General features: G+C 48.5%; 19 protein-coding genes. 13 read left to right on the top strand and 6 right to left on the bottom strand.

Annotation, left to right across the window (positions count from 1 at the left end; genetic code table 11):
- Window positions 1-58 precede the first annotated feature (58 nt).
- The 6 genes from FMS18_RS03640 to FMS18_RS03615 are packed head-to-tail and all read left to right on the top strand — an operon-like array spanning window position 59 to window position 9,258.
- Window positions 59-1,264, top strand: coding sequence for an S-layer homology domain-containing protein (locus FMS18_RS03640; RefSeq protein ID WP_163292394.1), 1,206 nt, complete (start codon window positions 59-61; stop codon window positions 1,262-1,264).
- Between the two features lie 14 nt (window positions 1,265-1,278).
- Entirely contained in the window at window positions 1,279-2,265 is a 987-nt protein-coding gene (locus tag FMS18_RS03635) for a hypothetical protein (RefSeq protein ID WP_163292393.1), read from the top strand.
- A gap of 24 nt (window positions 2,266-2,289) precedes the next feature.
- A complete protein-coding gene (locus FMS18_RS03630) occupies window positions 2,290-4,461 on the top strand; it encodes an AsmA-like C-terminal region-containing protein (protein WP_203544522.1) in 2,172 nt (723 codons plus the stop codon).
- A 2-nt stretch (window positions 4,462-4,463) separates the two neighbouring features.
- Window positions 4,464-6,854: a right-handed parallel beta-helix repeat-containing protein gene (locus FMS18_RS03625; protein WP_163292391.1), complete on the top strand. Its 2,391-nt coding sequence runs from the start codon at window positions 4,464-4,466 to the stop codon at window positions 6,852-6,854.
- Entirely contained in the window at window positions 6,844-8,460 is a 1,617-nt protein-coding gene (locus tag FMS18_RS03620) for a SpoIID/LytB domain-containing protein (protein WP_163292390.1), read from the top strand. The genes FMS18_RS03625 and FMS18_RS03620 overlap by 11 nt, the downstream gene beginning before the upstream one ends.
- Before the next feature lie 51 nt (window positions 8,461-8,511).
- Window positions 8,512-9,258, top strand: a complete 747-nt coding sequence (locus FMS18_RS03615; RefSeq protein WP_163292389.1) for a tetratricopeptide repeat protein — start codon at window positions 8,512-8,514, stop codon at window positions 9,256-9,258.
- Window positions 9,259-9,366: 108 nt separating this feature from the next.
- Here the strand turns inward: FMS18_RS03615 and FMS18_RS03610 are convergent, their stop codons facing one another.
- The 6 genes from FMS18_RS03610 to FMS18_RS03585 form a co-directional block, all read right to left on the bottom strand.
- Complete coding sequence (locus FMS18_RS03610; RefSeq protein ID WP_163292388.1) at window positions 9,367-11,313, bottom strand: PEP/pyruvate-binding domain-containing protein; 1,947 nt, start codon at window positions 11,311-11,313, stop codon at window positions 9,367-9,369.
- A 38-nt stretch (window positions 11,314-11,351) separates the two neighbouring features.
- The gene (locus tag FMS18_RS03605) at window positions 11,352-13,289 is read right to left on the bottom strand and encodes an ATP-binding protein (RefSeq protein ID WP_163292387.1); all 1,938 of its coding nucleotides are present in this window, start codon (window positions 13,287-13,289) and stop codon (window positions 11,352-11,354) included.
- The gene (locus FMS18_RS03600) at window positions 13,286-14,245 is read right to left on the bottom strand and encodes a phosphate/phosphite/phosphonate ABC transporter substrate-binding protein (RefSeq protein ID WP_163292386.1); all 960 of its coding nucleotides are present in this window, start codon (window positions 14,243-14,245) and stop codon (window positions 13,286-13,288) included. The genes FMS18_RS03605 and FMS18_RS03600 overlap by 4 nt, the downstream gene beginning before the upstream one ends.
- A 52-nt stretch (window positions 14,246-14,297) precedes the next feature.
- Window positions 14,298-14,924 carry a hypothetical protein gene (locus FMS18_RS03595; protein WP_163292385.1) on the bottom strand — a complete coding sequence of 209 codons (627 nt, stop codon included), beginning with the start codon at window positions 14,922-14,924 and terminating at the stop codon, window positions 14,298-14,300.
- Window positions 14,925-15,179: 255 nt separating this feature from the next.
- Window positions 15,180-16,340 carry a sulfite exporter TauE/SafE family protein gene (locus FMS18_RS03590; protein ID WP_163292384.1) on the bottom strand — a complete coding sequence of 387 codons (1,161 nt, stop codon included), beginning with the start codon at window positions 16,338-16,340 and terminating at the stop codon, window positions 15,180-15,182.
- A gap of 166 nt (window positions 16,341-16,506) precedes the next feature.
- Window positions 16,507-17,283 carry a DUF169 domain-containing protein gene (locus FMS18_RS03585; RefSeq protein ID WP_163292383.1) on the bottom strand — a complete coding sequence of 259 codons (777 nt, stop codon included), beginning with the start codon at window positions 17,281-17,283 and terminating at the stop codon, window positions 16,507-16,509.
- A 434-nt stretch (window positions 17,284-17,717) separates the two neighbouring features.
- Between FMS18_RS03585 and FMS18_RS03580 the strand changes: the two genes are divergently transcribed.
- The 7 genes from FMS18_RS03580 to FMS18_RS03550 all read left to right on the top strand — a co-directional run bounded on the left by FMS18_RS03580 (window position 17,718) and on the right by FMS18_RS03550 (window position 24,578).
- Entirely contained in the window at window positions 17,718-18,134 is a 417-nt protein-coding gene (locus FMS18_RS03580; RefSeq protein ID WP_163292382.1) for a MarR family winged helix-turn-helix transcriptional regulator, read from the top strand.
- A gap of 10 nt (window positions 18,135-18,144) precedes the next feature.
- A complete protein-coding gene (locus FMS18_RS03575; RefSeq protein WP_163292381.1) occupies window positions 18,145-18,480 on the top strand; it encodes a YciI family protein in 336 nt (111 codons plus the stop codon).
- 73 nt (window positions 18,481-18,553) lie between these two features.
- The gene (locus FMS18_RS03570; RefSeq protein WP_368854141.1) at window positions 18,554-19,306 is read left to right on the top strand and encodes an N-acyl homoserine lactonase family protein; all 753 of its coding nucleotides are present in this window, start codon (window positions 18,554-18,556) and stop codon (window positions 19,304-19,306) included.
- A gap of 411 nt (window positions 19,307-19,717) precedes the next feature.
- Complete coding sequence (locus FMS18_RS03565; RefSeq protein WP_163292380.1) at window positions 19,718-21,460, top strand: carbon starvation protein A; 1,743 nt, start codon at window positions 19,718-19,720, stop codon at window positions 21,458-21,460.
- A gap of 156 nt (window positions 21,461-21,616) precedes the next feature.
- On the top strand, window positions 21,617-22,231 hold the full coding sequence (locus FMS18_RS03560; RefSeq protein ID WP_163292379.1) for a hypothetical protein: 615 nt from the start codon (window positions 21,617-21,619) through the stop codon (window positions 22,229-22,231).
- A 260-nt stretch (window positions 22,232-22,491) separates the two neighbouring features.
- Window positions 22,492-23,484: a hopanoid-associated sugar epimerase gene (hpnA, locus tag FMS18_RS03555; RefSeq protein ID WP_163292378.1), complete on the top strand. Its 993-nt coding sequence runs from the start codon at window positions 22,492-22,494 to the stop codon at window positions 23,482-23,484.
- A gap of 128 nt (window positions 23,485-23,612) precedes the next feature.
- Entirely contained in the window at window positions 23,613-24,578 is a 966-nt protein-coding gene (locus tag FMS18_RS03550) for a zinc-binding dehydrogenase (RefSeq protein ID WP_163292377.1), read from the top strand.
- Window positions 24,579-24,621 lie beyond the last annotated feature (43 nt).

The raw sequence follows: 24,621 nt of genomic DNA, 5'->3' as shown, positions 1-24,621 counted from the left end.
TCATGCAGGTAAATCATGATTGTAGGCGGAGCGCATCCGCTGCAAGGAGGATAACCGGATGAAAAGATATGTAATATTTCTAACGGGCCTGCTTTTGATTCTCTCCCTTGCGGGATGCGGAAAAAAAGTAAAACCCATGTCCATAGAAGACAACCCGGCTCATCATTATCTGATGGGCATGGAACTTATTGATCAGGGAATGCCTGAGAAGGCGTTTGTCCGTTTTGAACGGGCAGTAGCCCTTGATGACGAATATGCACCTGCTATTGCCGGTAAGGCTCTTGTTTACGCCATGCGTGCTGAGAGTGAGAGCGATGAGGAATACAGTGCTGTTGATGCCGAACGGGCCATTGATCAGTTTGATAAAGCCGTGCGTGAGGCAAGGCGTGACAGGTCTCAGAAGTTCAGCGTTTATGTAACCGGTATCCGGGTTTACACCCATATCGCCACTCGAGGCTGGTTGCAGAGGGCTGAAGACCTCTACGCCGATGCCAAACTGATGATCAAATACGTAGTGGAAGAGGATCTTCCTTACTATCGCCAGACCGAGGCCGTTCATTACTTTATGGGCGAGGCCTATTTCAAGGGCGGAGAATTCCGTAAGTCCGAGGATGTCCTTGGCGATGTGCTTTCCGCTTCTCCGGGTAAGTGGCATGACAAGGCTAACGCGCTCTATAACCGCGCCCAGAAAATCCTGCGGGCCATGAGTAACTACACCCTGACTGATGTAGCCAAGAAGATTGCGGTTAAGGAAGAAGTTGACCGTGCTGACGTTGCTGCATTGCTGGTTGATGAACTCCATCTGGACAGGCTTTTTGCCGGACGTATTCCCGTTCCCGGAAATGACAAGAAGGCTGAATTTACTCCCGCCGATGTTGTCGGGCATATGTTTGAGCCTGAAATTATGACAGTTCTTAAGTGGAAGGTCAGGGGGCTTGAGCCTACTTACGATGAGCAGACCCGCGCTTTTCTCTTTCATCCCAAGAAGCCCATGACTCGCAAGGAGCTGGCTTTTGTACTGGAAGATGTGCTGATTAAGCTGACCGGGGACGAAGCTATGTCCACTCAGCATATGGGCCAGAAAAGATCACTCTATCCTGATGTTGAATCTACCGATGCATGGTATAACGCCATTGTCACCGTGGTTAACCGTAATTTGATGGAGACCGACCTTTCCGGTGCTTTCCGTCCTGATTCCAATATGGATGGTGCGGATTTGATTCTTTCTCTGATGCGTCTACGTAACATTATGAATATTTATTAACAGTGGAGGATAACGTGAAAAAATTATTACTCGCTCTGACTGCGGTAGTGCTTTTTGCAGGCTCTGCTGTTGCCGGGGAAAAGATTGTCGAGGTTGTTAATCAGGATGAAGTATTTCAGAAAGGATACATTCAGGTAATCGGCGAGTCCGAAGCCGGGCAGAGCCGTTATCGTGCTAAACGCGCTGCTGAAGTTGTCGCTCAGCGCAGGATGCTTGAAATCTTTCAGGGTTTGCGTCTTAGTGGTAAAACTACCGTGCGTGATGGAATGCTTGCCAGCGAACGGGTACGCACCACTGTTGATGGAACTCTGCGCGGGGCTGTTCCCTGCGGTGAATCTTTTGACCGCACCGAAGGTTATGCAAGGGTCTGCTTGCGTTTGAACCTGCATGGTCATGATTCCGTATACAGTGCCTTTGATGAAATAATTCTCAAGGAACCCAAGGAACTCAAGATTCGCGAGATTCCGGCTTTCAAGCCTGAAACCCTTCCTGAAATCATCGCTCCGAAAGTAGAGGATAAAAAGGAAGAGGTTATTGCCAAAGTTGAAGCACCTAGCGAAGTAGTTGAAAAGGTAGAAGTTCCTGCCAAGGTTGAAAAGGTAGAGCCTCCGGTTCAGACCACCGAACCTGCGTCTGAAAAGATTCAGGAAGCAGTGGCTACCCCCATTGACGGTATAATTGTTGACGTGCGTGATTTCGACTTCAAGCCCGCGCTGGTCAACCGTATCCTGACCGAAAAGAATGAAGTCCTCTTTGATCCTTCCAAGGTTCTTAATCAGGTTCTGATTGAAAGAGGCTGCGGCGGGTATACCACTGATCTGCAAAAGGCTCGTGCTTTGCTCGAATCATGGGGCAGCAAGTCTCCCATGGTGCTTAAGGGTAAGACCGTGCAGAATGTAACAGACGCAGTGGTCAGCGTTGAAGATGCTGCTACCGTATTTGCCTTTGACCAGAAGTATAACCTGCTGGCACAGGCAAGGGTAGTATTCGTACTTAAGTAGTAAAAGAAGGCGGTTTTTGTGGTGATGCACAAGAAAGGATTCCTAATTGGCGGAATTATTGCGGCCGTGATTATGGTCGGTTCCATGGTGCTGGTCAGGGTTCATTTTGTGGATGCCGCACAGAAGCTGCTCTCTGATATGACCGAGATGGGGGTGGTGATGGAGGATATTGAATTCCATTACTCCCCCCTTCCTTCCCTGCGGGTTACCAACCTGCGCGTCCAGAGCGGTATGGATACCGTCCGTATTCCGCAGCTGGAAATCTATCCCGACATCCCCAGCCTGCTTACCGGGGAAATCAAACTCCGTCATGTGATTTTACAGGACCCGGATGTGAAAGCTCTTGCTCACCGTGAGGGTGGGGGATCCGCTTCCGGTGTGCTTGAATTACCCGCTATCTTTCCCGATAAAATAGACGTTGTTTCCGGCAAAGTGCAGCTGACTAACAGCTATAAAGCTGAGCCGCTTACTGTTTCCGCCAGCATGGAAAAGGAAAGTTCCGGCTTTGCTTTTAATGTGCGCAGTGCTTCTATTGCCGAGTTGGGGTTCAAATTTTCCGGTCGTCTGGATATGGTTTCCACTTCACCGCTTAAGCTTAACCTACAGGCCAGTGAATGTTCCATTGATCCGGCATCCTTTCTGGGGTTCCTGACCGGATTCGGTTACATGTCCAATTCTACAATTCCCGAGCTTGCCGAGGCCGGGAAGTTTCAGACAACTGATCTTGATTTCAGCGTGGACAGTGCAGCCGGGACCATGAATGTGAAGGCTGGGGGGCTGGTTCTTGATTCCACCAGCGGCAAAGGTCTTTCTCTGCAAATGGGGCAGGGTGGAACTTTTCAAGTATCTCTTGATGAGGCTCAGGTCGATGCCGGTGAACTTTACGCCATGGCCCAGAAGAGTGAACGGGGCCGCAATGCCACCCGTTCTCTGTGTGAGTCTGCTAAACTCAAGTCCATTAAGCCGCAGGGAACTTTGATTTTTAAAGCTGTTGCTCTTTCCACTCCTCCCGGCAGTGTGGCTAACAGGGGGCTTTCCGGCAAGATGACAGTCACTGCCAAGGATCTTGTTCTGGTGCTGGAATCTTTGGATGGTAAGAAACAGGAACTGAGTATTTCCGAGATTGATGCTGATGTTGAGCTCAAGGACGGCAAGCCTGTTGTTTCCGTGCGCAGTTTTAATGTTGCCTCTGCAACCGGTGGAAGTCTTAACGCGCAGGCATCCTTGGCTTTCCCCTTTGATTTGAAGCAGGCCCGGTTTAAGGCTGAACTCCTTGATTTTTCCCTTTTTGATTACATCATTACTTGCGAGGCTGAAAAAAAAAATCCTTTGCGGACTGTGTTTGATACCCAGTTGAGCCATAAGGACACACGTATTTCAGCTTCCGGTTTTTTAAATGTGCCCCGCACAAAGAAATCCGGCTATGAAGCGCAGTTGAAATCTTTGAGCATCCGCAGCCCGGAGCAAAAGGAGGGTGATGCTTCAGCAGAAGTGGCTGAGGGCAAAAAGAAATTTGATTTCGGCCCATTATTGGGACGCAGTCTCAGCGGAAAGGCTTCAATTCGTCGTTTTTATTATAATGACTGGCCTTTCAGTGATGTGGCTATTTATTTGCAATCCGGTACTGACCGTGCCTTGCTCAAGGCCAGCGGAAAACTTTTTCATCTCAATTTGAATGCCGATGTGGTGCTGGCACAGGATCAGTTGGCCGCCCAGTGTAATGTGAAGGGGCGCGGGACCAGTCTGCCCAGCTTGATTGCTTGTTTTGCTAAAGACCTATCGGTTTCCTTGCGTGGTAAAATTTATTTGAATGCTAATCTTTTCATGCAGGGCGGTGATGCCGGAGAGCTTTCTGATTCAGTACGCGGAGAGGCTTCCGCAAAGATTGACGGGCTGCATATTTTCAACCTTGCCAATCTTGATCCCCGGCTGGGATTTTTCATTGATCTGCTGGATGCAGTTTCTTTTAACCCTGAAGGCGGACAGGGGTTGAATTTCAGCACAGCCAGATTGCGTGCGGCTTTGAGTGGTAAAAAGCTGCTTATCAATTCTTTTAATCTTAGTGGGCGGCAATTGCAGGCCTGGGGAGGGGGGGAATATTCCCTTGCTGATAAGCACCTGCAACTGGAGGGGAAGGTCCGTTCCGTTCTTGGTACGGTCAATTCTTTTAACGTAGACAGAAAGTTGAAGTCATAGCCATGATGAACAAGCTTAGTTCCATTACTATTTTGATTTTGGCAGCACTAATGCTTGGTGGATGTTTTGCCAAGAAAACCACGCAGTCCGTGCAGTATACCGAGGAAGAATCAATTCCTTATAAGATTGCGGTTCTGCCGGCGGAATATGTGCAGCACGCTGAAAATTCCACAGAGCATAAATCTGTGCTGGTTCTGGATGATGATCGCCTTTTTGTGGCCGACATAACCCGTGCGGCTATCAGTAACCAGCTGGCGGGTAAGGGATTTATGCCTTTGCAGAAGGATGTGGTGGACAATACCCTTGCTGAATTGGGGCGCGATGACGGCTGGCGCAAGCTGAGTGATGTGGAACTATGCAAGCTCCTCAATGCGGACGGCATAGTTAAGACAGATATTTATAGCGCGGATATGATCAAGGCTTTGGCTTTTGATCTCTTCCAGCTGGATGCGGAAGTTATGATGTATAACGCTGCCGGAACTCTGGTCGGTAAGTGGCGGGACAGTGCTTCCAAGCGCAGGATTTCCGTCCCCACCGGGGTGATCGGTCTTGCCGGGACCATTGTGGAGGAAGTCTTTTCCGATCCTATCAGGCGGCAGATGCGTATGGTTGTTTATGACTGGGCATGGAACATGGCGCAAGTGCTGCCTGATTGCCCCAAGGGACCGAAACTTCCGGAAGTAATTGCTGTTGATACCAATGTGGATAACCTCCTTTTCGGTGTAGGGCAGAGGATTGCTGTGCGGGTGGATGCCGAACCGGGATTGAAGTGTTCCTTCAGTATCGGGGATTTTAGGAAAAACATACCTTTACCCCAGACTTCGCAGGGCGTTTACGAAGGATTTTATGTGGTTGCCGAGGGTGATAGAGCGAGCAATCAACCTATGATGGTCAAGATGCGTAAGGCCAACGGGGTGGACAGACTCTGGATTGAGTCCGGTTCACTTCTTTCTGTGGATGGTGACTTGCCTCCGGTTTTGGAGACTGTTCAATCTCAGACCGGACGGGATGGCGTGCAGCTTAACTGGCAGGTTCCTGCTGCTACCGATCTTGAAGAATTTGTGGTTGAAAAGGGCAATGATCCGGTGGGTGAGTTTGAAACTGTGGCCCAGACCCGGACACCTGAATTTATCGACCCTGATGTGATGCAGGGGACTTCGGTTTTTTACCGTGTGCGTATTAAGGATAAGGCCGGGAACCTATCACCTTTGAACGGGGTTATTAAAGTTGTTATGCCCCAGTTTGATGAGCGGGAGCTTTTTGGTGAACTCTCCGGGGTTCTGGTTAAGGGTAATTACCGTATTGGTTTTCCGGTGACAGTTCCTGAAGGTTCAAAATTTACTATTCAGTCCGGGACAAAGATCCGTTTTGATAGCAAAGGACGGGTTGATGTTTTCGGAGAACTTGAGTCCGTTGGAGAGATTAGCGGACCTGTGCGGCTGGAATCCAATTCCACTGAAGGGATAAAAGTATTTTCCGGTGGTAAGGCACTATTTTCTCAATGTGAATTCAGTGGATTCAGCAAGGCGGTTACTGCTGTCGGAGGGTATGTTGAAATTCGTTCATCGTCATTTGCTGGCGGTGATTATGCTGCGGCAGTGATGAAGACAGGCCATTATGATTTTAAGGGCTTGCGTATTTCCGGTGTGCGTCAGGGATTGGTACTCAGTGCCGGGAACGGTTCTGTGGTCCGATCCAGTATTACCAATTGCACGCAGGGTGTTGATTTTAATGGCGGCAGTGTTGAAATCAAGGATAACAATATTTTTGATAATGAGAGAAATATCATCTCTTCAGTAAAGCTGGTTGTCAGCGAAAACTATTTCGGTTCCACTTCAGTTGAGAAATTGAAGCTTGAAGGCGATATTCTGGTCAAATCAATTCTTGATGCCCCGTATCCCCATGGACGAAAGGTTATTCTGGTTGATGACCGGGAGATCACTCCGGAATTGCGTGAGAAGAAGTTTGCTGAACTCAAGGAACGGGGCGTGAATGCTTTTCACGGTCAGCACTATGGCGATGCCTATCAGGCTTTGAGTCAGGCTGTGAAGATGAAGGATGATCGTGATATTTATCTTTATCTTTCCTACACCCTGCTGGCACTCGGGGATGATGTAGCCCTTTCCGAGATACTGGATGAGGGTATTTCAAAGTTTCCGTATGATGTCCGGCTGCATCAGCTTAATGTGCGCTATTTGCTGAACAAGGGCGATATCAAGCAGGCAAGGCAGGTACTCGATAAGGCTCTGCTGCTCAGCCCGGCGGATAGTAATTTGCTTTATATGAAGGATTACCTTGATCATCTGTCTGTTCCGTCAGAGTCTGCTCCAGCCCAGACAGGTGAAGATAAACCTAGCGAAGAAAAAGTGAAGGACAATAAAGATGAAGAATAAATTCCACATGATACAGAGCCTTTCCCTTTCTGTTCTGATCTTGATGCTCTTGATTCCGGCTGGCGCGCAAGCCCGCAAATATTCACCCATTGAACTGGAGGATCAGGCACAGGCCCAATGGCATATAAACTACGCCAGCTATCTGATTGATATCGGTAAATATTTTGAGGCCCTTGAGCAGTATGATACCGCGGTTGACTATTCTCCGGTGGCAAAGACAAGGGTAAATGCCATGTTCGGCAAGGCCATGGTGCTGTCTACTTTTCTGGATGCCCCGGAAAAGGCTGCTGACCTTTATCGCATGGTTGGGCGGAATTATCCTGATTATGCGGATACAGCTCTCTATCGATTAGGATTTCTTTATTACCAGATGGATAGGTACGACCGGGCAAATTCTGTCTTTCGTCAGTATTTGCGGTTTTTCCCTACTGGTAAATTCAAATATCAGGCTGAAGCGGTGATCTCGTCCATGCGGGCTAAAGAGAAGCAGAAACCGGAAGTAAAGCCCGATGAGAAACCTGAAGTAAAACCGGATGAGAAAATTCCTGCCAAGGTCGGCAAGGAGCCGACACTTCGGGTTTGTTTGAGTCGAAAAGTGAAGTCCATGACGGTTACTACCGGATCGGGCAAGGATAAGATCTGTACTGATGAACTTGGATGCGGGCGTAAGTATAAGGTGGGTATGTCCGGCAAGAGGCTGACCCTCGACGGCAAGGTGGTTTCAGCAACTAGAATCAAATTTAAATCCAGTGGTGTGCTCAAGGTCAGTTACGGTTCTGAAACCAAGAAGGTGCGTGGAATTATTGATGTAAGTATCCGCAAGGGCAAACTTCTGATTCTTAATCTGGTAGAGATTGAAGATTACCTGCGTTCAGTGGTGCCTGCGGAGTCATATGCCTCGTGGCCCGCTGAAACCTTGAAGGCTCAGGCCGTGGCTGCGCGGACCTATGCATATTACCAGAAGAAGCACCGTACTCATTTGTTTTATGACGTCTATGCTGATACTTACGACCAGATGTATGGCGGCGTGGCTCGCGAAGATAAGCGTACCGATAAGGCGGTCAAACAGACTCGCGGTCAGGTAATGCTTTACAAGAAGAAGCCCATTCTTTCCCAATATACTGCTAACAGCGGTGGTTTTACCGCCGATGCCAAGGCTATTTTTGGAGCTGGCAAGGCTTATCTTGTGGCACATAAAGATCCGGCCAGTCTGAAGGGTAAGATGGCGTCATGGACTAAGAAGTACAGTAGAAAAGACATTGAAGCCAAGCTGAAGAAAATCGGTATTTCCGTGCCCGGAATCCGTTCCATCAAGGCCCTTGAAAAGGGGCCGTCCGGCAGGATCGTTAAGGTTCGTATTAAGTATAAATCCGGTTACCGTGATTTACGTACCCGGACCACTCTGGGCAGTTCGCGTGTATTGAAATTGCCTGATATTCTTTTGAAGATTGACAAGAAAGGAGATTATTATACATTTAAAGGCCGTGGCTGGGGTCATGGTGTTGGCTATTCGCAGTGGGGAGCTGCGGAACTTGGTAAAACCAAGAAGTACGATCACATTTTGAAATTCTATTATCCCGGCAGCAGCATTAAGCAGCTTTGGTAGTGCTATGCTGATTAAATTTGTTTTAGGGATGTCTGGTAGGTAAGGCCGTTAATGAATAAAGTTGAAAGAATTATTTGGCTGGTTTGCGTTATTCTGACTTTGACAGCCATGATCGGCATCATGGAATGTCGGGCAGCAGAGATCGCCTCTCCTGCGGGCCTTGAATCTGAGCTTTCATGTGGAAGAATGGGGCAGGAACTCATTGACCGCGGTGATTATGAACTCGCGGTCTCCAGCCTTGAACAAGGTTTGAAGAAACATCCTCGCTCGGATTGGCTGTATAGCCTGCTCGGGCGGGCTTATTTTAAAATGGGCGATCTTGAACAGGCTGAGGCCCAGTTCCGCATGGCACTCGATATCGATAAGAACAACCCTGCTGCAAAGCGCATGGTTTATGAAATGCGCAAGACGCAGGATTTGCTTCGGGACCGTGATTTTTACGAGTGGATTAATATTGCCAAGGAAAGGGCTGCGGACCTTGTAACTCTGGTCCTAGGTGTTTGGCTGGGTACTCTTCTTACCGGCATATCAGGCCGTTTTTATTCTCATTTTGTGCGTACCAGTTTCAGAAAGGCCCTTGCCAAGAAAGATTTTGATTATGTTACTGATATTCTGGAAGATTTACAGATAAAACGTGAAAAGGCGCAACTGCGTATGCGGCTGCGTGAGCTTCTTAAGGAATATGATCTTGAAGAAGCCAAGGAAATGATCATCGAATACGTGGATGACCGTGAGATCGAAGATAAGCTGGTCCATTTTTTGGTCCAGATTCATAAGAAATCGCAGGCGAAAAATTAATATTAGCCTCCCGGCGGGCTTAAATCCTTTTGCAAAAGGGTTTAAGAATCCCAAAACCTTTTATTAAGCTTCGCTGAAAAAAGAATCTAAATTGTCCTTTGGAAATATTTACCCCAGTCCCGAAATAAACCGCGCTGCAACCTGATCTGCATTTTCTCCTTCCTCAACAACCGGATGATGGGTGCCGATGTGGGCAATCAGGTGGCCTGTTGTTGCCAGAAGTTTTTGAATTTCCGGTTCTCTTCCTCCCGTGAATCTAGCTTCAATCATATCTCCCTGATGGTTTGTGCTGAATCCTTGTGACTTGAGGGTCGTATTAATGAACCTGATCCTTGCGATGCGTTGGTCAGGACTTCCGCTGCCGCCTTTAAAGCGGAAATGGATGTGGTTGGACTGAGCATCCGGGTCGCAGACTGCGTCCACTTCGGTCAGGTCTTTTTCTGATTTCAGGGTGATATTCATGTAGGTTCGCGAAAGGATGGCATAGCCCTCGATGCTGTTATCTCCATCCCAGCCGGGACGGTCCGCGCCAAGCCCGAACCAGAGTGCCCACATTGGGGCTGACTTGATGTCATCCGGTGAAATATCCATTTTTCCGGCGGCTGTGCTGAACAGGCCGTCCGCAAGGTTGAGCACAGTTATGCCGATGGGCTGGCGGGCTTTAAGGTGTTTGGCTCCGTCAATTCCCAACCCTTTCTTGCTGACCAGTGAGAACATTTCTTCAATGCCTTTTTCATTGGCAAAGCGTACCAGATCATACATGGATCGGCTTTTTTCCGGCAAAAACATTTCCGTGTTGCGCGGAGAGATATTCAGGTTGGCGATGTAGGAAAGGGCCTGCTTGATACGTACAGTCTCTTTTTCCCCTTTAAAAGGGTAAGAGCGTGCGGAGGTGATCATGACTCGGTTGCGCAGGTCGGTGATCCAGTGACATTTCTGCGGCGTATCGAACAGTTCTTCTGCTTTTTTGCCTAGAGAAGCGATTGTTTTTGCTGAATGAGTGGAAAGCGGAGATTTTTCCGGGCGGGAAATTACCCGCTGTTTTTCCCGTCTGGAGAGCAGAAACGGAGTGGTGGAGTTGTGGCTGAATATCGCTGAACATCCGCCTTCCCGGTCTTTGGGCGGTAGATTGGATGATTCATGCAGTGTTTCAATTACGCCTGAATCATGGATATCTTTCAAAGGCTGGATTATAACTGAGGCCGGACTTTCGCGGTCCGCGTAACCTGATTCAATGCGGGCCTTGATGGATTCCGCTGAAAATTTACACGTGACCGCTTTTTTCCATGCTTCAACAATATCCTGCGCCGGGACTGGGCTGATGGTGCACCAGCTTTCCGGCAGGGCGTAAAGGCTTCCTTCCGGGGTGGAGGATGCGGTCAGGGTCAGGTTGCCGCTTCCACGCGAGGTTTCAAGTGCCGCGATTTCAATCTCTGTGGCGATTGTATCGGGCATTACTCCCTGCATGAAACGGTCGATGATGGTCCGGGAAATGATATTCAGGTCGGTGATTCCGGTTGTTACCGCAGATTCCAGAATTTCATCAATGGCAATGCGCAGGTTGTTGGCTTCAATGAAGTAATTGTAAACATCAGAGCCAATAACCATACCGTCCAGAACCGGAACTCCGGCTTGTTTCAGTCTTGCAAGGTCCGCAGCGCATGCTCCGGCCTTGAATTCGTAGTCAATGGCATCATCAAGAGTGAAAGTGAACGGCTTTGAAATTTCGGGGTCCGGAACGGTTACGGCCATGCGCACGTAAAAGTTGATCTTGTTGTAATAATCCATGATATCCATGAATCGCACCGGATTCATATCCTGAAGGTGCTCCAGCATGGTTCGGATATTGATCCCCAGATCTGCGGCCTGCTTTTCCACGTAGGCCCAGTCGGTAACAGTCAGCCCGAAACCGATATCTTCAATGTGCGAGATGGATTTAAGGCACAGCTCTTCAAGTTCCATTAACTTTTTAAAAGAGTTGTACCTGCGCCTGAGCAATCTTCCGGGTGGAAATGTCTCGTAAGTCCAGTGGCTGAAAACGTGTCGAAATTTCATAATAAAACCATATCACAATAGGTTCGGATAGATAAACCCTAAGCTTGCTCTTCCTCTGAAAGATCGTCAAGAGGCAGGGTTACTTCAAACAGGGTTCCGGGCCCTGCATTTTCCGGCAGGTTGAGAGTGCGGCGCAGGGGGCGCGGCAGCGGGCTTGCTGCTTTAATCGTGCCTCCGTGATCCTTGATAATCCCGAAGGAGACGGAAAGTCCCAGTCCCGTACCTTTGCCCACAGGCTTTGTGGAATAGAAAGGGTCGAAGATTGCATTGATGTTTTTGGCTTCGACTCCGTGTCCGGTATCCGCAAAGATAGCTGTAATGGTCATCGAATTGGTATCAAGCTGGGTCGAGATATGAATGCGTCCTTTTTCATCAATTGCTTCCAGAGCATTGGAAAGCAGGTTCAGCCAGACCTGTTTCAGCTTTTCGGGGTCGCCGTGGATAATGGGGAAACGGTCATCAAGTTCTGTGGATATTTCAACTTGCTCCAGCTTGAAGGTGTGACTGACCAGCTGCACTACTTCCAGAATGGAGTTGTTAAAACACATGGTGATCTTTTCACTTTCGTTCTGACGGGAGAAGCCTAGCAGATCGGCAACGATCTTGCGGCAGACACGGGCTTGTTTTTCAATAATTTCAATGTCTTTAGAGATCTGCTCGTCAGGATTAAGGTCTTCCTGAAGTAACTGGGCATAGCCGAGGATAATCCCCAGAGGGGTGTTGATTTCATGGGCCACACCGCCTGCCAGTTTGCCGATTGATTCCATTTTCTGGGATTGTATCAGCTGAGCCTGATAACCTTTGAGTTCGGTAATTTCACGGGAAGTGGAAAGTACGCCGATGATATTGTTGTTCTGCCCGTGGACCGGGACACGGATTGTATGAAACCAGCGGGCCGAGAATTCGTCTGTTTCCGGCTCGCGTGTTTCCTTGTTTACGGTGCGCCCGCTCTTAAGGACCATGCGTGCTTCTTCCATGCGGGCGGCAGCTGTCTCGGATGGGTAGAGTTCTTCGTCAGTGAGGCCGATAATTTCTTCTTCAGTGCGTCCCAGATGTTCGGCATAGCTTTTGTTAACCGCAAGGTAAGTTAACTGTGGACCCAGCAGAGAAACAAAATCCGGGGAGACATTGATGATGGTTTTAAGAAGTTCTTTCTGCCGGGTCAGGTCGGCCTCGGTTATCTGAAGGTCTTCAATGTGACAGGCCAGACTCATGCCCATGGCGTCAAATGTATTGTTCAGTTCTTGAATCTCATCCCCTTTGGGGGGATGGGTGATGGCACGTTTGAATCTGTCGGTGAATTTTTCATCTTTTGCCTCTTCTTTACGCAGACTCGGTCCCAGATGTGTGGCGACGATATCTTCGGCGTGCTTTTGCAGAGAGCCGAGACGGAAGGTTAGATGGCGCGCAAACTGGGTGGAAAGCAGCACAGCCAGCAGGAGAACCGCCCCGGTAAGGGCGAAAATGGCGAAGATCAGGTTTTGAACCACGGACTGAATGCCGGCCCGTGAAAGGCCGATACGGACTGTTCCGAGTTTTTTGTCGCTGAGAAAAATAGGCGCGGCAAAGTCGAAGATACGTTTTTTCCCTGTATCAATGGTAACGATGTTTATTTTATTATTTTCACTCTGATTTGCCTCCTTGAGCTGGACCGGAAAACCGTCGCTGAAAGTGTTGGCGAGGACCCGGTTCTGGTCGTCCATGATAAAGGCATAGACGATTTCATCGTCCGCTTTTTTCAGCTCATTGACCATGGAACCCAGATTGAGCAGATCCACCGAAAGTAAAGGGTTTTCAGCTCGCAGGGCCAGATTGCCGGCCAACACTTCTCCGCGCTTACGGGATTGTTCGATAAGCGCGTCCGAGGACATGCGGATAACAAAAATTGCAATGATCAGTGAGGTGAAGGCAACAATCAGAGTCAGTCCAAGATTGATTTTTGTCCGGAATCTCAGCCGGGAGAATATTTCAATCATTTCAGCCCCCCCTGTTGTCCGTAATCAATGTTTAGTCCTAATTCTTCTGTGAGTCTTCTTACTGGATCGTAGTCGCTGTCTTCGGCAGGAATAATCCCTCTCATGCCTGCCTGATATAAGATGGCAGCTTGTTTCGGATCACCCATGGACATGCGGAACATGCAGTATTTGATTTTATTAACAACATTATCTGAGAGTCCTTTACGTGCGGCGTAGACCCAGCCGGGAAAAGGTTCGGTTTCAGCAACAATTCTTATTTTGTCTATATTTATCTTGTCGCGGACAACATTTAGCGTGCCTTCGCGGATGGAGGCGAAATCGTATTTACCGGCGTAAACCGCAAGGACTGCCTTTTCCTGCTTGCCGCCCGGTCCGGGGGCAAAGGATATTTCCTTGAAGTCCGATTCCTTGATGCCGTTTTTGAGAAAAAGACCCAGCGGAAAGAGGTATCCGCCAGCGGAAAGGGGATCTACTGCGATCCATGTTTTACCGATGCAGTCCTTAAGTCTTGTTATGGCGCGGTTATCTTTGCGGGTGATGATCTGGCCTCTGAAGGTGGGGCTGCCGGAAGGTTCAATGATCCGGGCAAAAGCCCGCGCGCCGCTCTTGGCAATGCTGACGTAGGTCATGGGGTTGGAGAATGAAATGTCTATTTCGCCATCTTCAACCATGCGGCGGTGCTCCTCAAATGTATCCGGGAAGACCTGCCGGATTGTGAAGCCGGATTCGCGGGAAAGGTAATCTATAAGTTTGCTGTGTCTTAAGTATGAAACACGGTGTGAATACTGAGGCAGGTATGCGTAGGTAATGGCCGGGCGCGGTTCAGGTACGCGGACTTCCTCACGGAGTGACATATCCACACGCACAATTTTTTCCGCTGGCTGTGAACCAAAGAAATAAATTGCAGCTCCGGCCAACAGAAGTATTGCTGGAAGAGTATATCTGAGTTTGAACATGAATTCTCCACTGAGAGGGGTGTATTTTTCCCGGAGAGAATTCCGTTCACGATTAGGCCTTGCTTTCAAGACTGTTGCTACCAACAGTTTCGTTGTTTTCTTCAGGAATCTGTGCAAGTTCATTCCATGATGTCATCTCACCGGCTTTTTTCGCGTCTTCCGCTCTCAGGTCATCGATCTTTTTGAGTAGAGGTATATATGGTCTTATCTTAGAGAAGCCATAGCGTACAATAATATAAGATAAAATAAAAACAAAAGGATAGCCGAGGGAAAATTCGGTAAAGGGAACTGTGTGGATATCAATGCCTGTGAACCGGGATTGCAGCCAGGCCATGGCAAATGGAACAGGCCAGAGGGAAACAGCAAAGAGTGCGGCATGGGAAAAGAAAACTTTCCCGAAATATTCATTGGCCCATTTGTTGGCGGACTTGAAGGTGTCTTTTTGCTTATGGCGAATAGCTTCAATAGAAATATTGTTCATGCGGGTCATTTCGCGATTCAAGTCAGTGTAGTAGTCTCTGTTCCAGATATAGATCAGGCCCATGGAGATTTCTCCGGCGATTGTACACCACAAAGCGATAGCCGCAGTGCCGAGCCAGAAAGCCGCAAGGGCAGGCAAACCAATGCGGTAAGGTGCGATAAGCAAACTGTCTATGATTGGATAAATTGACTCGAACATAATGCCTCCATGGTTGCCTTCGGCGACCCTGCCGGGGGCCTTAACCCCTTTGAAAAGAGTTTAAGAATCCCAAACTTTTTTAATAAGCTTCGCGTCCGAGCACAGTCAGACGCGGGTTAATCAATTGTTTTTTGTATCTTTTTTTTGGGTCCCCAGCGGCGAAGCCTTATTGAAAGGTTCTGAAGGGGATGGGGGCTGGGGAAGGGGAAACTCTTGCAATAGTTTCCCCTTCCCCAGCCGTCGGAGACAAATTAATTAGAACGGAGGCAGTAGGCTGTAGCCGAGGAATCCCTTGGATGAGTAGCGGATACCTACGTACAGAGCCAGTACGACGAAGAGTCGTTTGAGCCATACGTCCGGGATGTATTTGGAAGTACGGGGGCCGATGAAGGAACCCACGAGGATACCGAGCAGTTCCACGCCGATGAGCGGCCAGAATACCGGGGTATCTTTAACAACCATGTAGGTGAAGACGGAGGTGGTCATACCTACGAGTACAGCCAGTGCGGAAGTCCCTGCAACCAGATACATGGGCAGACCTGCAACACTGGTCAGGAAAGGAACGAGCAGGAATCCGCCGCCAACGCCGAGGAAGGAGGCGAGTGCTGCGATGATGAAACCACCGACAACGGGGATGAGGGGGTTGAAGGAGAACTCAACGCCGTAGAAGGTGAAGATGCATTTGGTCGGAGCAAAGCTGACAACCTTGACACCCATTGCTGCGGTATCAACCTTTGCGCCTTCTTTTTCATCTTTAATGGAAGCTTCGAAAGCCTTTGCTGCTTCTTTAGCCTGCTTTTTGCCAGCCTGTCCTTTGGGAGTGGTTTCGTAGAACAGGTAGCAGCCCAAAGCGAGAACAAAGAGACCGAAGAATCCGATATATGCTTTCAGAGAAACTTTACCGGCGGTAAGCCAGGGTACGAGATAGGAACCGGCAATGGAACCTGCGGCAAGGGAGAGACCCAGCGGCAGAACCAGACGGCCCATCTTGTAGTAGTTGAAAGAGGACATTGCCGCGGAAGTACCAACCAGCCACTGGTTAGATACGCGGATGGAGTCGGTTACCAGCTTGTTCATGACCGGAGAGGTCTTTTTGAAGGTGGAAGCGTAGTTACCGAAGCCGTAAATGGTGATGTGACCTACACCGGCCATGATGCCGCCGAATGCGCCGACAGTGGAGAAAATCCAACCGACCCAGATGGCCCATACAAAGCCGATGACGAGGTTGACGCTGGGACCGCCGGGAATTCCGAGGAAACCGGGGGCGAGTTCGGTGTTGATCTGGCCTGCTTCAGCACCCTTGGGGGTCGCGCTGATGGCGTCTGCCAGACGGTCTGCAAAGGCGGGCTGGATGTAAGCCACCACTGCCAGTGCCGCGAGAGCCATGATCAAAAGGCTTTTGCGTGATTTAAACATAGTGTATCTCCTTGATCGAAAGTTGGTTTTGCTGTGTCTGTTTTTCTGCTTCCATACCGGCTGTTGCAGCAGCCGGAGACCCTGTCAGATTCAGATTGAACAGGAACAGCGCCTTCATTCCTATTTGTGCAATTCCCGGACACTCCCGTGTCCGGGAATTGCTTTTTTATTTCTTTTCTTTTTTGAAAATGATCAGCGGACAGTTCTTGCAGATGTCCTGACCGGGGAAGCCGTCGCCGGGCTTGGTGATGGCGGAGCTTGCCAGTTCAATACGGTCACAGAGTCTCTGTACAACTTTTTTGAACTTTTTGCCGGGGATCATGACGTTGATTTCGCCGCGCTCGGTTTTACCTGCGTTGTAGCTGCCGGAGCATGCAGGAACCATGTTGAACTCCTGTTCCATGTAAGAAAATACGTTACCTGCACAGGCGGAGGAGTTCATGGTGATGTTCGGACGGATGGGGTGGGTATCGGTTGCTGCTGCGTAGTCAACTGCAAGGTGGTAGGCCTGCATGTTGTCGCAATAGAAGTGGACTGTGTCCGGTTCGAAAATTCCATCAATGGAACCGAGAGGAGCAACGGCAATGCCGAGCAGTCCTTCGGGGAGGCGGGGTTTGCTTTTTACGAATTTTTCAGCCTGCTCCATGTTTACAACATATTTAGCATGGCCTTTAATTTCGTTTTCATCCAGTTCCTTCCACGCAAAAGCGTAGACAGCGTTACCGCATCCAAGTCCATCACGGTCGGAGTACACGGTCTGACCTTTCATGCGGGCAGCGATTTCCCACTGACAGAAAGTCATGGCCTTGAGAGGGATGTGGAATTCAGCGTTTTCCTTGAAGTGGTCAACTTCAGCCTGGTCGAAGAAATATTTAACGGCTACAGGGTAATGATAAAGTCTCATTTCCTTCATCAGCAGTTCTTGAATCTCTTTGTAAGTCATGGCGACCTCCTCGCTTCCTTTATTTAGGTTAAAATAATTGTGCTGTGGTTCTTGATTAGTTTTTCAACTTAGACACTTTTTATGGGTCTGTGAAAAAAGAAACAATCTTTTTCGGGATAAAGAAAAAAGTAACATTTTTTCACATTGACGGCCCTGTAAAACTCTCTCTGAAGCAGCTTATTGTGTGAAATAAATCACAAGTTTTAATTTAATTTCTTTTATTTTAATTATTTAGGGCTGTTTTGTTTGTTTTAGGGTTAAAGTATATGGTTTGATTTTGGCTGTGATATGAATTCGTATAATTATGATTGTGTATCTTTTCACGTTTCACTGATGGGCAAGAAGGGTGAGGGTGTTTATGAAAATTAGTTGACAAGGAAACTATATTGAGAGATTTTAATAGTTAGTTGACTAGGAAACTAAATGGAGAAGTGATGTCTAACGCAAATAGAATGGTGATTGAATTGCTCCGGCTGGGGGCTTATCTGCAACGAGAGGGAGCTCGTATCACCCGTGAATTCGGTCTGGCTCAACAGCAGTTTGTGGTTCTGGTAGCTATTAAAGAGCAGGGCCCTGTTTCGCAAAAAGCGATTCTTTCGGATCTCCTCTACGAGAAATCCAACGTATCCAAATCAATTTCGCGTCTTTCCGCCCTTGGACTGATCAAGACTTCCAGATCTGAGAAGGATTCCCGTGTTGTTCTGTGTGAGGTTACAGACGAAGGGCGGGATATTGTTGAGCGGTGCATGGTTATAATGAAGGCTTCAAATGAAAAATGGCTGCAACATATTCCTGAAGATGAACTGGAGCAGGTGGTGCAGGTTTTAGGTTCCATCCGCCCCATGGACTAAAGGAGGACTTATGAAATGGTTTTTCTTGGTGTTTCTGTTGATGTTTTCAGTAACCCCGGCATTAGGAGGCGATATGGAAAAGGATTCAAAGGGAACATTTGTCTACTATTACTTAATGAAGGGCAATCCGGAGGCGATAGGCAAGGCTGTGCCTGCACATGTGGAATACTGGGAGTCCCGTGATCTGGACGGATATCAGGGTGGCCCGTTTGCGGATCGTTCCGGCGGCATGATTATCTTTGAGGCTGAAGGTGAAGATTCTGCTGGGAAAATTGTTGCCGCAGATCCGTTTGTGATCGAGGGATTCATTTCCGATTCGCGTTTAAAGGAATGGATACCGAAGTAAATCAGTGCTATGTTGCAGCCATCATTAATATAAACAGCATCAGGCGGATAGCTGTCCGGGTAAGGAGCTAACAGTGACCAAATATAGAATTCACCCTATCGTCGTAGGCACTAAGAGATTCGATAAAGGTATGATGACCTATCAGCATGATTATGGTCAGCCTTACATTATTCCCATTTACTGCTGGTATATCGAAGGTGGGGACAAAAAAATACTGGTTGATACCGGTGAGATGCAGCCCATTATTTCTGAGGATCGCGAAGCTGATCTGGGCGGCAGAATTTATACTTTCGAAGACGGGCTGGCGAAGTTCGGGTTAAAGCCTGAAGATATTGATATTGTCATTCATACCCATCTACACAACGATCATTGCGAGAATGATTACAAGTGCAGTAATGCAAAATTCTACGTGCATCGCAAAGAGCTGGATCATGTGCATGACCCGCATCCGCTGGATTTCCGTTATCTGGAAGATTACGTGGAGGATGTGGAGGAGGCCGGGCAGGTGGTCGCTGTTGATGGTGATTATGAAGTTGTTCCCGGTATCCGCATGATGCATACCCCGGCCCACACACCGGGAGGCATGACCATCTTAATTGATACCGAAGGCGGTCTTGCTGCTATCACCGGATTCTGTGTGATCATGGAGAACTTCAATCCTCCGCCGGAAGTGCGCGGTATGGAGATGGAAGTGATTCCTCCGGGAACTTCTGTTAACACCTATGAGGCCTACAATATTATGCTTAAGGTTAAGGAGTTGGCTGATATCCTTATCCCGCTGCATGAGCCTGCTTTTGCTAAAGTTGATGTGGTGGAAGGGACTTAAGCTTACGTTCGGAATAAATTAGCAATTAATTTGTATAGCTATTATTTGCGGAAAAACGATTTTCGGTAACAGTGTTGCAGGTTAAACGTTTAATTTTGCAGTGATATTTTGAATTGTGGAATTGTAAGCAGTTGTTGTTACGGATTTTTTAGTGGTGAACTGGTAATTTGGGCTGAAATAATTTAGGTAGATATACTTAAAAATTATTATGAGTACCCACTGTCGTCCCGAGGGGGCCGGGTTCAGTTTTTATGTGTTGCTGTATGTAATGTTCATCAAATTTGTACACTTGCGGCAACGGGCGGGCTGAGTTCGGAACGGGTTAAAGCGACTGGTACTTATAGCAGTGTGTGGTTGCGGGAAGCATTACGCTTCCCTGTTTGTTTGGTTCTTTTTACTGGAGGTGTTGAGGTGAACTCACTTATTGTCGCCGGTCTTTGCTTTGTGGGGTATATTGTTGCGTATCATACCTACGGCAAATTCCTGGCAAAAAAGATTTTTCAGGTTGATGAGAACAAGATTTGTCCCAGTTGCGAACTTGAGGATGGAAAAGACTTTGTTCCTACCAAAAAAGAAGTGCTCTTCGGGCACCATTTTACTTCTATTGCCGGACTTGGACCCATTGTCGGGCCTGCAATTGCGATCATCTGGGGTTGGGTTCCCGCTGTACTCTGGGTTTTCTTCGGTGCCATATTCATGGGCGCGGTGCATGACTTCGGTTCCCTCGTAGTCAGTCTGCGTAATCAGGGCCGCTCAGTTGGTGACCTTGCCGCCGGCTTGCTTAACCATCGCGTACGTTCGCTGTTTCTGATCATCATTTTCTTTGAATTGCTGATTGTTATCGCCGTGTTTGCTTTGGTTATTGCCATCCTTTTTAATATGTACCCCGCAGCGGTCATTCCAGTATGGAGTGAGGTGCCCATCGCCATCGGTCTGGGCTGGCTCATGTACAAAAAGGGTGCAAACCATACTGTCTGGTCCATTCTTGCCCTGCTGGCAATGTACGCATTTGTTGTGGTCGGTGTTTACCTGCCCTTCAAGATGCCCGCCATCGCAGGCATGAACCCCATCGTGGTCTGGACTGTGATCATGCTGATCTATGCATTTATTGCATCCATCCTTCCGGTTACCACCCTGTTGCAGCCCCGTGACTACATCAACGGTCACCAGCTCTTCGTAGCACTTATCCTGCTGGTTGTCGGTGCTGTTGTGGCGCATCCCACATTCGTGGCTCCGGCTCTGGACCTTGCCCCGCAGGGGGCACCGCCGATGCTGCCCTTCTTGTTCGTTATCATCGCTTGCGGTGCTATTTCCGGCTTCCACTCGCTGGTAAGTTCCGGTACTTCCGCCAAGCAGTGCGAGACCGAGCGCGATTCACGCATGATCGGTTACGGTTCCATGCTCATGGAAGCAGCCCTGTCTATTCTTGTTATCGTTGCTGTCGGTGCCGGTATCGGTCTGGGTAAACACACTGCTGACGGTCAGCTCCTGACCGGAACCGCAGCCTTCACAAACCATTACGCATCATGGGCTTCCGCTGCCGGACTCGGTGCCAAGCTCGGCGCGTTTGTTGAGGGTTCTGCAAACCTGATGGCCAGCTACGGCATTCCCGGCAATATAGCTCTTGCAATTATGGGTGTATTTCTGGTCAGCTTCGCAGCCACCACACTTGATAGTGCTACCCGTATTCAGCGTTACGTTGTAGGCGAACTGGCACAGGCATACAAAATGCCTGCCTTGTCCGGCGCAATTCCTGCAACTCTGATCGCGGTAGGTACCGCTGCAGTGCTTTGCTTTAACGGCGGTTTTTCCATCGGTGCACTTAAGCAGGGAGCGCTGGCTCTCTGGCCTCTGTTCGGTACCGTAAACCAGCTGCTGGCCGCATTGGCTCTGCTGATTATCACTGTCTACCTTGCCCGCAAGAAAGTTAAAGCTGTCTACACTGGTATCCCCATGGTCTTCATGATCGCCATGACCGGTTGGGCAATGGTTTACAACCTCATGAAATTCTACACAGGCGGAAAATGGCTGCTCTTCGTAGTCGGCCTGATCGTATTCGTGCTCGAAATCTGGATGATCGCTGAAACCTATCTCATCATGAAGAAGGTTTATGGCGGAGAAGATGATTCGCAAGGAGCTACTCAAAACGTTTAGCGTTTTTCGTTAGCTCATAATTGGAATGATAGAAGCCCCCGGCAGCCTGATGGGTGTCGGGGGTGTTTTGGTTGTTGTGCTGTGTACATATTTTTCATGAGGAAGTATAATCGTAACCGCTAGCGTCTAAATACTATTTATATAAAGGCGGAAACCATGAAACTCCAAGACAGAGCTACAGACATAACCATTAATGAATCAGGGATTATCTGGAACTGGAATGCCAAGCACATTCTTGCGGATAAATTTCGTATGCTTGAGTTCGTGAAATTGCTGCTGGCTGTCTTGGTGATGTTTTCTGTCTTGATGGTCATTATAGTGGTTAGTGTTGATGGAGGTGTGGAGGAAATCCAGAATGCACTTTATATTTCTGTTGCCGCTATTGGGGGATTTGCAGTGCTGATTTTTGTGGCACTTGCTTTGGTGGGGCATGTTTTCAGTTACCAGTTCGGAGTTTCTGATAGATCCGTTTATTCGCGCATGTTTACGGGAAAGATGAAAGATGTCGCATCAGCTATAGTCGTTCTGGCTGCCATAATGGAAAATCCTCAAGCCATGGGAGCGGGGATGCTGGCTAAATCTGATGAATATATTGAAATCAGTTTTGCGGATATGAAGAAGATCAGTTGGTATCCTGATGACTGCACAATAAAGTTTAAGGGACCGTGGTACAGCAAGCCTTTTTATATGAATTGTCCGCCGCAGCATTATGAGGAAATTGCAGCAAAAATCCGGGCCGGGCTTAAGGGGGTACAGGAAGACGCTGAATAGGCTGATAGTGATTAAAAGTAGAGAGCGTAAAAAAACGGTAGCCGATAAAATTGCTGGGTATTTTTATTTTAAATTCAATATGATAACAATTCTTTACAATTCCCGGCTTGACACAACTCTCTCCTTCATTCATCTCTGCAAGCGCAGGCACGGCTTTCCATTAATTTATTCCTGCCAGTTTCAAGTCCTCTTATGAAAGCCGATCAGGTCCAGTAAAATATTTCATATCAATACCTTACCAATAAACAACCAGATATATCATGACCGTAATGATCACCGGGGCAACCGGATTGATTGGGTCCCGGCTTGTCAGAATTCTTGCTGAAAAGGGATTCTCTATTAAAGCCCTTGTTCGCGATAAAAGTAGAGCGCGACAACTTGTCAAAGAGTCTGTTGAATTCGTCAGCGGAGATCTTAATAATGAGGCTGCGCTTGAAGAAGCTTTGCAGGGCTGTAAATATCTTTTTCATCTGGCAGCGGATTACCGTCTCTGGGTCCCGGACCCGGAAGCCATGACCCGCACTAATGTGGAAGGCACACGTTTGCTCATGCAGAAGGCTCTTGAGGCTGGAGTGGAACGCATTGTCTACACTTCCAGTGTTTGCGTTCTGGGTTGTAATGCTGACGGCAGTCCTGCTGATGAGGATGCATCTTCCTCAGTTGCCGATATGATCAGTCCGTACAAGAAATCAAAGTTTTTGGCTGAGAAGGTAGTTATGGATATGGTCCGCAACGAAGGTCTTCCGGCTGTAATTGTGAATCCCTCAACACCGGTCGGTCCGGGTGATTCTCGTCCTACTCCCACCGGAACCATGGTGCTTAATGCCGCTCGCGACGGTGGAATGTTCTATGCCGATACCGGGCTGAATGTGGCCCATGTGGATGATATCGCCCTCGGGCATTTGCTGGCTTTGCAGAATGGCAAGGTCGGGCGCAGGTATATTTTGGGTGGAGATAATCTCAGTCTTAAGGATTTATTCGCCATGACCGCCCGCATTACGCACAAGCCCGGACCAAAATTCAAGGTTCCGCAGGCTGTTATGTATTCCGCAGGTTTTTTCGGAGAGTTACTGGCAAGGCTGGGGTTAATTAAAAATCCTGTGGCGACCATGGACAGCGTGCGTATGGCATCTAAAAAAATGTATTACAGATCTGATCGGGCGGAAAGAGAACTGGGCTACACCCATCGTCCGGCTGTGGAAGCTGTTCAGGATGCAGTGGATTGGTTTAAAAAGCAGCAGATGCTTAGTTAACTGTAGATCAGTGAATATGTTTTGATGCCCCGGCAGCCTGTAGGTTGCCGGGGTTTTTATGTTTCATCCCTTGGCGTTGGCTGAACTTGCTGCTAGAAGCGATAGTGATAGGAATCAAAGGAGAAATCATGCGTGCAATATATTTTGAAGACGGGAAGATTGATTTTGTAGAGCGGGATAAGCCTCAGCTTGATGAGGGCGAAGCTCTGCTCAAAGTCCAATTGGCTGGAATTTGCAACACAGATATTGAACTGCATAAGGGCTATTACGGGTTTGCAGGTGTGCCGGGACATGAGTTTGTTGCCGAAGTTGAGGAATGCCCGGACAGGCCGGAGTTGGTCGGTAAGCGCGTAGTGGCAGACATCAATTGTCCGGTGGGGCCGTATGTAGGCGATCGCAGGCATGCTGCGGTTCGTACCGTTATTGGTATTGTTAATCATGATGGGGCTTTTGCCGAGTATTTGAAAGTACCTGCGGAGAATCTTTATGTTGTCGCTGACGGGGTTGAGGATCGGGCTGCGGTCTTTGCCGAACCCTTGGCTGCCGGGTTGGAGGTAAGCCAGCAGATTCATGTTACCGGGGATATGCGGGTAATGGTGCTGGGGGATGGTAAACTCGGGCTTCTGACCGCGCTGGCTCTGAAACTTTATAATCCGCACGTGCTGCTGGTGGGTAAACATGAAGACAAGCTTGCCATTGCGGCCGAGCAGGGTGTTAAGACCCATTGCATCAACGATCCTGAAGAGCTCACCGCGCTGGCAGCGGACTGGGATAAATTTGATCTGGTGGTGGAAGCCACAGGTAGTGAACAGGGGATTAATTACGCTCTTGATTTCGTGCGCCCGGAAGGAACTGTTGTAGCCAAAACTACTTCACATCTGCCAAGTTCCATCAACCTTGCCAAGCTGGTGGTGGATGAAATTTCAATTGTCGGTTCCCGTTGCGGGGATATCGGTCTGGCCCTGAATGTGCTGGAACAGGGCATGATTGATGTGAGTGGTTTGATCGAAGCGGAATTCGATTTTACTGATTTTAAGCAAGCCTTCGAGCTGGCCATGAGTAAGGGAGCTAAGAAGGTTTTAGTGCGGATGTAGAGAAGAGCCCGCAATACCATGAGATATTGCGGGCTGTCTGATC

The organism is Desulfovibrio sp. JC022 (assembly GCF_010470665.1).
Lineage (GTDB): Bacteria > Desulfobacterota > Desulfovibrionia > Desulfovibrionales > Desulfovibrionaceae > Maridesulfovibrio.
This window is presented reverse-complemented; position numbering and strand designations above follow the sequence as displayed.

What these genes read in the sequence shown, in the direction of transcription:
- FMS18_RS03640 (WP_163292394.1), top strand. Translation starts at nt 59, where the DNA reads ATGAAAAGATATGTAATATTTCTAACGGGCCTGCTTTTGATTCTCTCC.
- FMS18_RS03630 (WP_203544522.1), top strand. Translation starts at nt 2,290, where the DNA reads ATGCACAAGAAAGGATTCCTAATTGGCGGAATTATTGCGGCCGTGATT.
- FMS18_RS03625 (WP_163292391.1), top strand. Translation starts at nt 4,464, where the DNA reads ATGATGAACAAGCTTAGTTCCATTACTATTTTGATTTTGGCAGCACTA.
- FMS18_RS03620 (WP_163292390.1), top strand. Translation starts at nt 6,844, where the DNA reads ATGAAGAATAAATTCCACATGATACAGAGCCTTTCCCTTTCTGTTCTG.
- FMS18_RS03615 (WP_163292389.1), top strand. Translation starts at nt 8,512, where the DNA reads ATGAATAAAGTTGAAAGAATTATTTGGCTGGTTTGCGTTATTCTGACT.
- FMS18_RS03610 (WP_163292388.1), bottom strand. Translation starts at nt 11,313, where the DNA reads ATGAAATTTCGACACGTTTTCAGCCACTGGACTTACGAGACATTTCCA.
- FMS18_RS03605 (WP_163292387.1), bottom strand. Translation starts at nt 13,289, where the DNA reads ATGATTGAAATATTCTCCCGGCTGAGATTCCGGACAAAAATCAATCTT.
- FMS18_RS03600 (WP_163292386.1), bottom strand. Translation starts at nt 14,245, where the DNA reads ATGTTCAAACTCAGATATACTCTTCCAGCAATACTTCTGTTGGCCGGA.
- FMS18_RS03595 (WP_163292385.1), bottom strand. Translation starts at nt 14,924, where the DNA reads ATGTTCGAGTCAATTTATCCAATCATAGACAGTTTGCTTATCGCACCT.
- FMS18_RS03590 (WP_163292384.1), bottom strand. Translation starts at nt 16,340, where the DNA reads ATGTTTAAATCACGCAAAAGCCTTTTGATCATGGCTCTCGCGGCACTG.
- FMS18_RS03585 (WP_163292383.1), bottom strand. Translation starts at nt 17,283, where the DNA reads ATGACTTACAAAGAGATTCAAGAACTGCTGATGAAGGAAATGAGACTT.
- FMS18_RS03580 (WP_163292382.1), top strand. Translation starts at nt 17,718, where the DNA reads ATGTCTAACGCAAATAGAATGGTGATTGAATTGCTCCGGCTGGGGGCT.
- FMS18_RS03575 (WP_163292381.1), top strand. Translation starts at nt 18,145, where the DNA reads ATGAAATGGTTTTTCTTGGTGTTTCTGTTGATGTTTTCAGTAACCCCG.
- FMS18_RS03560 (WP_163292379.1), top strand. Translation starts at nt 21,617, where the DNA reads ATGAAACTCCAAGACAGAGCTACAGACATAACCATTAATGAATCAGGG.
- hpnA (WP_163292378.1), top strand. Translation starts at nt 22,492, where the DNA reads ATGACCGTAATGATCACCGGGGCAACCGGATTGATTGGGTCCCGGCTT.
- FMS18_RS03550 (WP_163292377.1), top strand. Translation starts at nt 23,613, where the DNA reads ATGCGTGCAATATATTTTGAAGACGGGAAGATTGATTTTGTAGAGCGG.